Source organism: Haliscomenobacter sp. (assembly GCF_033763495.1).
GTDB lineage: Bacteria > Bacteroidota > Bacteroidia > Chitinophagales > Saprospiraceae > Haliscomenobacter.
This window is the reverse complement of record NZ_JANRKL010000145.1, coordinates 16,244-27,121: the sequence shown is the minus strand read 5'-3', so window position 1 is coordinate 27,121 and position 10,878 is coordinate 16,244. Positions and strand designations below refer to the sequence as shown.

The following is a 10,878-nucleotide window of genomic DNA, read 5'->3' as shown; positions in this document are numbered from 1 at the left end:
TGGCCCCTTGGAATGGGTGTGGAGGAGTTTGACGTATTGGAAAATGCAACCTTTTTCAAAAGTGCAACCCAAAAAGTAAAAAATAACTTCATCATCACCTGTAAGGAAAATATTTTAGCATGAAAAACACCATCTTCCTCCTCTGCTGCCTGTTTTGCGCAGCCTTGCTCCAAAATGTAAGAGCGCAATCCGCAGCGAACCCTAATCCACCTCAGCGCCGGCTTCGTGAAGTCAGCTTCCACGGCAACGGCTACGCCCGCGGTCTGCAACACGGCCAGCAACTGAAAAAGGAAATCGGTGAAATTGTTGCCGAATGGAAAAAAAGCGTGGAAAGCCAGTTAGAGAAACCGGCCGATCAGGTGGTGAAAGATTTTTTTGCCTACGCTCAATTCGATGCAGCCATCAAAAAATGGACACCCGATCTGTATGAAGAGGTGCGCGGCATCGCCGACGGCTCCGGGCAAGCCTTCAACGACATCATGGTACACAACCTGCTTGACGAGTTTTGGGTCTGGCAGGATGCCCGCGACAAACACCATTGCAGCGGTATGGGTGTACCCGCCCGCGACGGCAACCCCGGCTTCATCGCCCAAAACATGGACCTGGAAGGCTACACAGACGGTTATCAGGTCTTGATGCGCTTGGCAAAAACCAAACAAACGCCCGAACAACTCATCCTTACCTATCCCGGCCTGATCGCCCTCAATGGGCTGAACGAAGCGGGCATCGGAGCCTGTATGAACACGCTGATGCAACTCAAAGCTAACGCCACAGGCCTGCCTGTCGCTTTCGTCGTGCGCCACATCCTCAGCAGCACCGACAAAGACGAGATATTGCGCTTCATCCAAAGTGTACCCCATGCGTCGGGGCAAAACTATATCCTTGGCATCAAGGGCGAAGTCTATGACTTTGAAGCGTCTTGCAACAAAGTCGTGCGTTTCGACCCTAAAAACGCCAACGGCACAGTGTATCACACCAACCACCCCATCGCCAACGACGACCTGAAAGACTGGTACAAAGAGCCAGAAAAAGGAAACAGCTCCATCCGCCTTGCTTCAGTGCAGGGGCACATCGCCGCACTTCCCATCGCTAAAGACGCCGACATCAAAGCCGCCTTGCGCGCCAAGGACGACCCGGGCAACCCCGTTTGCCGAACCTTCAACCGCTGGGGTGGTACCTTCGGCTCGGTGGTAATGACCCTGACCGGCAACCCCAAGCTGCAAATCACCGCTGGGCCGCCGGATGAGTCGGAGTACAAAGAAGTACAGTTTAGTAAGGGCAAAAGAAAAACTGAATAAAATGAACTCAAAAGACCTATTTCTGCTGTTACTCTGCCTGCTCGCTGCTTGTTCCAATCATTCAGCCGCTCAAAAAGAGGATACAGGGGCCAATTACTACACCCAAGCCAACACCAACCGCAGCGCCGCAGAATGGGAACCCGCGAAAGGTACGATGGTAGCATGGCCTTTGGCTTTGCCTCACAAATTGCTGGTAGAACTCGCCAAAGACAATCACCTTTACACCTTGGTTGAAAATGATTCCATCAAAAAAGAGGCTCAACAATGGTACGGCAAATGGGGTATAGAGGCCTCCCAAAATACATTTGTGTATGTACCCCGGGGAATCGACTTTTGGTGGACGAGAGATTGGGGCCCAAGTGCAATATTCACCCCAGATGGCAAAATGAAACTCGCTGATGCCAATTGCCTTTATGTTCCGCCCAGAGCCAAATGGGGATGCACCGACTCATTGTATTCCTTGTTTTCGGATAAACAGCATGAAACCTTGGAATCAGAAATTGATGACAACACGATTGTGCCACTGGCCAAAGGATTGAACCTGGAAGTATTGAACCTGCCATTCATCAATATAGGCGGCAATTTTATGACTGATGGCTTGGGAACGGCTTTTTCAACTTGCATTTTAATCAGCGAAAATAAATTTCACAATATACCCGAAGCCCAGTATTTCAAGCTCAACAAGGAGTTGCAAGGAATCAAAAGTTACCATATTGTTTCCAATTTTGAAAAGATGGGCATTCAACATATTGACTGCTTCATGAAATTGTTGGATGAAGAACGAATACTGGTAGCCGAGCCGCCTGCAAACCATGAGTTATATCCCGTTTATGAAAACATCGTTCAAAATGAGTTGAAAAAGTTAAAAACCGTATATGGTCGCCCTTACGAAATTTTGAGGCTAAAAACAGACCGACACGAGGGTGAGAAATTAGCAGCCTACACCAATTCCATCATTGTCAATAAAACCATTTATGTCCCACTGTTCCAAATCAAAGCCGATAATATAGCCCTGCAAACCTGGCGAAAAGCAATGCCTGGTTATACCGTAAAAGGTTTTGAGTTTGCCTTGAAAGACGAGCCCTTCCTGGCCCCAGGCATGCAAGAACAATATTCATCAGGCTATGGCTGGAAAAGTGGCGATGCCTTGCATTGCCGTACCCGAGCGGTTTGGGACAATGAAATGTTGTTCATCAGTGTCAAACGCCTATCCTCAAAATTGGGAATCAATGACCCCCTGACCGTGTATGCCACGATCATCGATTACAGTAAAAAAGGATTGGTGCCGAATTCTTCCACATTGTATTGGCGGATAAAAGGCGAACAAAACTGGAAAACGGAATCGCTTAAATCCGCCGACAACGACACCCATTTTTACACCACCATTCCAGCAAAAGCGCCCCATAAAATCATTGAGTATTATATCTCGGCTGCCTCAAAATCGGGCAATAAGGAAACCATGCCCCGAACTGCACCAAGTGGATTTTACACGGTAGAGCTATAAAGGCACATCCTTTTCCAATCAAAAACAATAATACAATGAGTGAAACGAATAGCTTCCCTTCACAGCATCCTTGGGATAGAAACTTCTTTTTATTGATGATAAGTTTTGCCTGGCTGGCATTGCTTTCGGGGTTTATCAATGATGCTTTTTTGTTATCTGCAGCAGGCAGGTTTCACTTTCCCTGGGTAGTACATCTTCATGCATTGGTCTACTGGGGTTGGGTGGTTTTATTTACCGCTCAGCTACTTTATATAAGGAAAAACCAATTTCAACTGCACAAAAAATTGGGCATGGCTGGAGTGGCAATGGCTGTAATGGTAGTGATCATGGGTATAGCCACTGCATTGATAACCGAACATGTGAAATTTGGAACTCAATATTCAGACCCTGCTTTTGTTAGCGTTATGCTGGGCGATATGCTGGTGTTTACCGGCCTTGCTGCATCGGGGCTTTACTTCAGAAAAAACCCATCCGCACATAAACGTTTGATGTTATTATCCACACTCATACTTACGGATGCTGGTTTTGGCAGAGGGCTCAGTGTATGGCTGGCTTCGTTGATGGGAAAACCCTATTGGGAGTACAGTAACTTTTTCGATGGGTTTTGGCCATTTGTAGTTCGTCAGCTTTCATGCCCGTTCACCTTAATTTTATTCGTGGGTATTTATGATTTGATTACACGTAGAAGATTACACCCCGCTTATGTGCTGGGCGTACTTTGGGCATTGAGCATAGATGTCACCGCTGGGTACTTATACTTTAATGATAATTGGCTGAAAATTGCTACAAAATTGATTGGGCATTAAAATAGGTTGCAATCCATTTTAAACACCTAAAGCTCTTTTCAATGAAAACTCCAAGTCACGCCGACAATACAACCCACATCCCTTATGGCGCGGCCTAACCTGCGGAATCTACACATTTTACTCTACATTCCGCAGATTAAAAATCGATAATCTGCGGAATGTATGTATTTTTACCCACATTCCGCAGATTAAACCGAAAGTATGATCGGACGTAAAAAAGAAATGGAGGTTTTGGCGAACGTTTATGCTTCAAAAAAGCCTGAATTAGTAGCCGTTTTTGGTAGAAGACGGGTGGGAAAAACGTATTTAATTGGCTCATTTTTTGAAGGAAAAATTGACTTCGAGTTGACAGGATTGAAGGATGGCACCAAAGCACAGCAACTGAGAAACTTTGCATACAGCCTCAAAGATGCTCAAAAATCAGCGACATTACCGCCGCCGCCAATTGATTGGTTGGAAGCGTTTCACCAATTAAAAACACATCTTGAATCCTTGGGCAATCCCGAAAAACGAAAGGTTGTTTTCATCGACGAAGTGCCCTGGATGGCAAGTGGAAAATCCGATTTTTTGACGGGCTTTAGTTATTTTTGGAACAGTTATGCGGCAAAAACGAATATTGTTGTGGTGATTTGTGGCTCGGCTACGTCCTGGATGATTCAAAAAATCATCAATGACAAAGGTGGTTTGCACAACCGGGTCACCTGCCGTATTCACCTTCAACCTTTTACATTGGCTGAAACAGAAGCCTATTTTTTAGAAAAACACATCGTTTTTGACCGTTACCAATTGCTCTTGCTTTATATGACGATGGGTGGTATCCCACACTATTTAGACCAGGTTAAGGGAGGCAAAAGCGCCATTCAAAATATTGATGAAATATGTTTTCAAACGGATGGTTTGTTGCGGACAGAATTTGACAATCTGTACAGCTCCTTATTTGCCAATCCCGAACGTTATGAGTCAATTATTTCGGCACTTTCGTCCACGTGGAAAGGCATGAGCCGCATGGAGATTATCGCAAAGACAAAGATTTTAGATGGCGGTGGTTTGACCATGATGTTGCAAGAACTCGAACAGTCGGGTTTTATTTCGTCGTACATTCCTTTTGGAAAAAAGAAAAAGGATACACTTTTCAGGCTAACAGATTGTTATTCTTTATTTTATCTAAAATTTATTCGGGACATTCCCGCCAACGAAACCATTGCTTGGCAATCATTGAGTCAAACACAAACCTGGATAACCTGGAGTGGTTATGCTTTTGAGAATATTTGTTTTCATCACATTGATAACATTAAAGCTGCTTTGGGCATAGCAGGTGTCCATACCAATCAATACAGTTTTTTGTCAAAACCAAGCGACGAAAACGAAGGTGCACAAATTGACCTTTTGATCGATCGACAGGATAATGTTATCTCTTTGTGTGAAGTGAAATTTTATAACGATGAGCTGGTTTTAACGAAAGCCGACGCTGATGGTTTACGCCGAAAAAAGAGCATTTTCCGTCACGTTACGGGTACTAAAAAACAAATTTTCATTGTAGTGATCACTACTTTTGGCTTATTGAACAACAAACACAGTTTGGGGCTGGTGGACAATGTACTGGACATGAATGCTTTGTTTTAAAAAAAATGTCGCTCATCCTATGGGTTTAACGAAGCTATAAACTGATAGTTCGCTGGTGCGAAAAGCGTCGTATTTTCACACCATCAAACTAACATCAACCTTTCAGTATGAAAAAAATAGCTTTTCTTTTGCTCTGCTTGCTGGTGAGCTCTTTTCCCGCCAATGCCCAAAACAACAAAATCGTCATCGGCAGCATCGATAGCCTCCAATCCAACATTTTGGGTGAACAACGGAAAATCTGGGTTTACGTTCCCGACCAGAGTAGTAACAGCATTTTCAGCCCTCAACGTTATCCCGTGGTATATTTGTTGGACGGCGACGGGCATTTTTCATCTGTAGTCGGCATGATTGAGCAATTGAGCACCGGGGGCAATAACCTTTGTCCCAAAATGATCGTAGTGGCCATTCCCAATACCGACCGGATGCGCGACCTCACTCCTACCCACATCGACGTCGACCCGCCTTATATTGACAGCAGCTCCGCAAAAACCACCGGCGGCGGCGAAAATTTCCTTGCCTTCTTGGAAAAGGAATTGATGCCTCACGTTGAAGCAAAATACCCGACTGCGCCCTACAAAATGTTCATCGGCCATTCATTAGGTGGCTTGATGGTAATGCAGGCCTTTGTGCACCACAACAGCTTATTCAACTCCTACATCAGCATCGACCCCAGTATGTGGTGGGACAAGCAAAAGCTGCTGAAACAAACGCAAAAGGTTTTGGCAGAAAAGCAATTTGCCGGAAAATCGCTATACCTGGGCATTGCCAATACCATGGAAGAAGGTATGAGCATCAAAACAGTGCATAAGGATACGACCAGAGATTCGGAGCACATCCGCTCCATTCTGAAGCTGGATGCTGCTTTTGTGAAGAACAAACAAAATGGCTTGAAGTACAAAAGCAAATACTACCCTGATGATACCCACGGCTCGGTCCCATTCATTACAGAGTACGATGCTTTGCGCTTCTTTTTCGATTTTTTTCCACTTAAACTCACCTCAAAAGATTATACCGATTCCACCAGTTTGCTGGCAGATAAATACAAAAACCATTTCGCCCAACTATCCAAAAAAATGGGCTACGACATCAAACCCGATGAGTGGGAAATCAACTTCCTGGCTTACGAAATTTTAAAGCAAAAACACTACAAAAAAGCGGAAAGTATGTTCAAACTCAATGTAGACAACTACCCCAAGAGTTTCAATGTATACGATTCTTATGGCGATTATTTTGTAACCATAGGTGATAAGGCCAATGCGATTGTGCAGTTTGAAAAGGCTTTGGCACTGAAGGAGAATGAGGGTAGTCGAAAGAAACTGGAAGAGCTTAAAAAGTAAGAGCTTGTCTAAATATTTTTGTCTTAGGCGAAAATGAGGTCGATTTAGGATGAATGAGGCACGAAAAGCGGAGTTTAGCAGCGCTAAATGAGCATTTTCGGAACGAAATTCATCCTAAATCGGGCCATTTGCAGCAAAACAAAAAATTTTAGACAAGCCCTAAGTAGGGGATGATTGAAAATGGTTTGTATTTTTAAATCAAGCAATCTACTTTCAAATGAAAAAAATCTGCTTTCTCATTATAGCCAACATCCTTAACTACGCATTTATGAAGGGGCAAGTTAGCAAAGCGTTTCCACCCCAGGAGCGCGTCACAAACCTGATGAACGAAGCCATGAAAACCAGCGACTTGCCCGCTGTCGTTGCCATAGCCATCAACAACAAGCAGCAAAAAACGACTTATACCTACGGTAAGGCGGTGTGGACGGAGGAGGCTCCGGTGACTGTCCAGCATATTTTCAGAATTGCGTCCATGACAAAAATGGTCACCAGTATCGCAGCATTACAATTGGTGGAAAAAGGCCTGGTTGGATTGGATGAAGACCTTTCAAAGCTCCTACCTGAAATGGCCATGATTCCGATTTTATCTAATGGGCAGTTATCCCAAGCCAAAAACCCAGTCACCTTGCGCCATCTGTTGACCCATACCGCAGGGTTTGGCTACAGAGGAGCTACGGACAAAGAATTGACCGATTTTGATTATACCCATTGGACCTACAAAGACAATCCCAGGCGTTTTGAAAGTGGCACCCAGTTTTTGTACGGCAGTAGCACCTATTGGGCTGGTAAATTGGTGGAAAAAATAAGCGGTTTAGATTTGGAAAATTATTTCAGAAAAAACATTACCGGGCCCTTGGGCATGAACTGCACCTGGTTCAATGTGCCGGACTCCCTCAAGCAGTACATTGTTTCCTCTGGTTCAAGAGGTGCCGATGGGAAACAGCCACTTAAAGAATCACCAGACCGGATACCCAGCACCAAGGTAACTGATTTCAGAGGGGATGGCGGCTTGTATTCTACCCCTGAGGATTATACCCAATTATTGGCATGTTTGCTCGCTTATGGCAAAGCCAAAAAGGTCCAGATTTTAAAAAAGTCGACCATTTTGGAAATGAATAAAAATCAAATTGGTAGCATTCAAATCCACAATCCCGATGCCTTTTATAATCCTGGTAGCTGCTGCAATTTAAACGGGATCACCTCTCCTACAGCAGGCTGGGGCCTGGCCTGGTTGATTGACAACGAGGACAAAGCCTATGGCCGAAGGGCAGGTACAGTCCTTTGGGGCGGCGCAAGAAATACCTATTACTACATTGATTTTAAGTCTGGAGTTGCTGCCAGTATTTACACCCAACATGTGCCATTCAACCATCCGGCTACTACTGGTTTGTTTGAAAGGTTTTCGGAGATTATTTATGCGGGGAAGTAGGTGATATATATTGTCCGCATGACCTGGAGTCACGCCGACAATACAAGCTTCAATATTTATAACTTGCCAAACTGTTAAATAATTCTGAATTTGGGAGACCATTAAATCAGCGCTTGCAAAATACAACGTTTACTCACTGAACCGCCCTCGGCGATAACCAATAAAAACTGAATACAATGCCTAAAAACCTTGCAGTCCTACTTATCTTGAGCCTATGCTCAATCGGATTCCTCCAGGCCCAAACCCCTAAGGTGGTGGCGAGTAATCCAGCTTCAACCGTACTGAAAAAAAATGTCAAACAAATGGTCCGTTTACCTGACAGCTATGCTGATTCCCAACAAAAGTATCCGGTCTTGTTCTTTCTACAAGTGACCGACGAAATGGTGGAAGAAATTGCGGTGTTAACCCAAAAACTGCACAAAGAAAACGGCACCCCCGAAATGATCGTGGTAGGCATCAACGTGGAAGACAAGTTGGAAAGAAAACAGGATGCTGCTGTGTACGACAAATTCCTGTCTTACTTGGAGCAGGAATTGATCCCCTCCTTCGAAAAAAAGTACCGCTGCAATGGGCAGCGGGTATTACATGGCAGATCACTGTCGGGTTCCTTTGCCTTGTACGCCCTGCTGAACAAACCGGCCTTGTTCAATGGCTACATCGCCGCGAGCAAGGAATGGTATGACAAAAACAATGATTTCTTCACGGGATTGGCCAACAAGGCCTTGCAAAGTGCCGACAAATTCAAGGACCGGAAAATCTTCCTGGCTTCCTTGAACGGGGCATATAGCAACAGCAACATCCCCGAAGTGAACGAAAACATGACCGCCTTTGCTAAATTATTGGCCAGCAAATCCGGTAATAAAATCGCGAGTAAGTACCAAGCCTTTGATGATTGGGGCATATCGCCATATCCAGGCTTTAAAGAGGGCTTACTCTTTGTGACTAAGGCAGCGAAATGATACCCGGCGTGAGGTGAACCCTGCGCGTATCTTTTGTCATTCGATTTTGTGCACAGAAGGTTCTGATCAAAGAATCTTCTGTGCTTATCGTTTTATCATCTCCAATCTTCAACCTCAATGTACCAACTCATCTTCCTTTATCCACCTCCAGTTGATGTAGACCAGTTTGAAGCGGACTTTGCGGCCCATTTGGTGCTCTTGCATGAAAAAGCAGGCATTCCAGCCGACTCAAAACCTTACACGATAACCAGGTTTATGCCTACGCCCGACGGCGCGCTCGTATTTCACCTAATGCTTACGCTGCATTTTGAGACTCAAGAAGCTTTGGATGCCGCAGCGGAATCGCCAGCCATGCAGGAAATGGCACCTGATATATACCGGATTTCAACGGGCGGTGTGCCCGCCATTTTGATGGGTAATGTGGAATGACATCAATTCTACAACTCCATGCGCGATAAAATTCCCACTTTATAAAAATGGAGTTGTTGAGCAGTGAGGTTGTTTACGCTACTCAAAAAACTCTCCATGAAAACCATACACTACTGGCTCTGGCAACACCGCTCTGGCGATTTCCTGCATCGTAACAGCATCCAGCATCAATAGAAATGAGTTTTGTTTCTCCGCATCCAATACAATGGAAATCAAAATTCCATCTTCATCATTTTTGCTCTGTGGTGAAGCTTGAAAGAAAGGTTCGCCAGGGTAACAACCTTCTTCATGCCAGTAAAACGCATCACCTGTTTTACTGTTGATTTTTACTATGCTGTTGTAAAAACCTTGGGGTTGGGAGGGATGTACACTCACCCCATAAGTAAATTGGTAATCACCATTGGTGTTGTAGCGATTGTAGTCAATACGGGGTAATTCTATACAGGCATTGCTGACGGTTTCGGCATTGTATTTTTTGGTGCGCAGGTTAAAACGATACCGTCTTAAGGTGCCTTTGGGGAATACTGCGTCTTGTTTTTCTAACTCTTTGAGATAATACTGATTGATGATCGACGCATCATCGTACGCATTGATGTCCATGATGAGGTCCTCACCTTCTTCCCATGCATTTACATGATGAAAACTGAAGAAGGCTTCGGTCCTAAATTTTGCTTTGAGCTTGCCGCTTGCTTTTTCAATGATGTAAATAGCAGCCCCCTCTTTTGCATTCCAATGATGATTTTCAATATAGGGTCGTTTCCAGAACAGCAATTGAATCGGTACAACGGTTAAGGGTCCTGCGGCAATGATGAAGTAGTTTTTACTCATGCCAAAACCATGCAAGTAAGCTGGTTTTTGGACTGGCACGCTTGCAATAGCCTTACTGCCCGGCTTGCTCACATCATACAACTTGTAAAAACTCTGCATGCCAAATTTCACTACCAGATTATAGGCATGTTCATCTTCCAGGTGTGGATGGGCAGTTGTTTTGTAGGCAAAACCTCCGGGTACTGGCTCACTCACACCAATCGTTTTCAAAGTATGCGGGTCAAATTCTACCTGCATCGGTGTTTCACCCAGTGCCATAAACTTACCTGCAATCTTTGCCACATTCACTTTGGGGTTATCCGTCATGTTGGGCAAAGTGGGAAAAACGTGTGATTGTACTTTTTTGAAAATAGATTTACAAGGGTCGCTGGCAAATTCTGAAAATTGAATATCCCCTGTTTCTGTTACCTTTTTGTACGACTCACATTCAATCATCACATTCTGATAAGCTACTTTGCCATTGGCAATATCAAACTTGTGCAAAGCTCCCATCGCATCAAACCAGTGATTCAATCTTTTATTTTCTAGTTGAAACATACCAGGGCCATTGCGAATGTATGAGCCTTGAAGCCAAGCAGGGATGGTTCCTGTAACGGGCACATCAGCCAAGCTGTACGTCTTTTGATTCTGTGCCACACCGAATGGAAAAAATGAAGCCATGGTAA

At 44.5% G+C, this 10,878-nt stretch carries 9 protein-coding genes; 8 read left to right on the top strand and 1 reads right to left on the bottom strand.

The window, feature by feature from the left end:
• Positions 1-119: 119 nt before the first annotated feature.
• From SFV55_RS14795 to SFV55_RS14760, 8 genes are all read left to right on the top strand, one after another.
• Entirely contained in the window at positions 120-1,298 is a 1,179-nt protein-coding gene (locus tag SFV55_RS14795; protein WP_320030293.1) for a C45 family peptidase, read from the top strand.
• Between the two features lies 1 nt (position 1,299).
• Positions 1,300-2,802, top strand: coding sequence for an agmatine deiminase family protein (locus SFV55_RS14790; RefSeq protein ID WP_320030292.1), 1,503 nt, complete (start codon positions 1,300-1,302; stop codon positions 2,800-2,802).
• 35 nt (positions 2,803-2,837) lie between these two features.
• The gene (locus SFV55_RS14785) at positions 2,838-3,608 is read left to right on the top strand and encodes a hypothetical protein (protein WP_320030291.1); all 771 of its coding nucleotides are present in this window, start codon (positions 2,838-2,840) and stop codon (positions 3,606-3,608) included.
• A 201-nt stretch (positions 3,609-3,809) separates the two neighbouring features.
• The gene (locus tag SFV55_RS14780) at positions 3,810-5,231 is read left to right on the top strand and encodes an AAA family ATPase (RefSeq protein ID WP_320030290.1); all 1,422 of its coding nucleotides are present in this window, start codon (positions 3,810-3,812) and stop codon (positions 5,229-5,231) included.
• 107 nt (positions 5,232-5,338) lie between these two features.
• Positions 5,339-6,568, top strand: a complete 1,230-nt coding sequence (locus SFV55_RS14775) for an alpha/beta hydrolase-fold protein (protein ID WP_320030289.1) — start codon at positions 5,339-5,341, stop codon at positions 6,566-6,568.
• Between the two features lie 217 nt (positions 6,569-6,785).
• Positions 6,786-7,997 (top strand): serine hydrolase domain-containing protein, encoded by a 1,212-nt coding sequence (locus SFV55_RS14770; RefSeq protein WP_320030288.1) that lies wholly within the window; start codon positions 6,786-6,788, stop codon positions 7,995-7,997.
• A 176-nt stretch (positions 7,998-8,173) separates the two neighbouring features.
• Positions 8,174-8,956 (top strand): alpha/beta hydrolase, encoded by a 783-nt coding sequence (locus SFV55_RS14765; RefSeq protein ID WP_320030287.1) that lies wholly within the window; start codon positions 8,174-8,176, stop codon positions 8,954-8,956.
• 117 nt (positions 8,957-9,073) lie between these two features.
• Entirely contained in the window at positions 9,074-9,385 is a 312-nt protein-coding gene (locus SFV55_RS14760; RefSeq protein ID WP_320030286.1) for an EthD family reductase, read from the top strand.
• A gap of 78 nt (positions 9,386-9,463) precedes the next feature.
• Here SFV55_RS14760 and SFV55_RS14755 read toward each other — a convergent pair whose 3' ends face one another.
• Positions 9,464-10,873 (bottom strand): carotenoid oxygenase family protein, encoded by a 1,410-nt coding sequence (locus SFV55_RS14755; protein WP_320030285.1) that lies wholly within the window; start codon positions 10,871-10,873, stop codon positions 9,464-9,466.
• Between the last annotated feature and the right edge of the window lie 5 nt (positions 10,874-10,878).

Coding starts and splice junctions, on each gene's coding strand:
- SFV55_RS14775 (WP_320030289.1), top strand. CDS start 5,339: ATGAAAAAAATAGCTTTTCTTTTGCTCTGCTTGCTGGTGAGCTCTTTT.
- SFV55_RS14770 (WP_320030288.1), top strand. CDS start 6,786: ATGAAAAAAATCTGCTTTCTCATTATAGCCAACATCCTTAACTACGCA.
- SFV55_RS14765 (WP_320030287.1), top strand. CDS start 8,174: ATGCCTAAAAACCTTGCAGTCCTACTTATCTTGAGCCTATGCTCAATC.
- SFV55_RS14780 (WP_320030290.1), top strand. CDS start 3,810: ATGATCGGACGTAAAAAAGAAATGGAGGTTTTGGCGAACGTTTATGCT.
- SFV55_RS14760 (WP_320030286.1), top strand. CDS start 9,074: ATGTACCAACTCATCTTCCTTTATCCACCTCCAGTTGATGTAGACCAG.
- SFV55_RS14755 (WP_320030285.1), bottom strand. CDS start 10,873: ATGGCTTCATTTTTTCCATTCGGTGTGGCACAGAATCAAAAGACGTAC.
- SFV55_RS14790 (WP_320030292.1), top strand. CDS start 1,300: ATGAACTCAAAAGACCTATTTCTGCTGTTACTCTGCCTGCTCGCTGCT.
- SFV55_RS14785 (WP_320030291.1), top strand. CDS start 2,838: ATGAGTGAAACGAATAGCTTCCCTTCACAGCATCCTTGGGATAGAAAC.
- SFV55_RS14795 (WP_320030293.1), top strand. CDS start 120: ATGAAAAACACCATCTTCCTCCTCTGCTGCCTGTTTTGCGCAGCCTTG.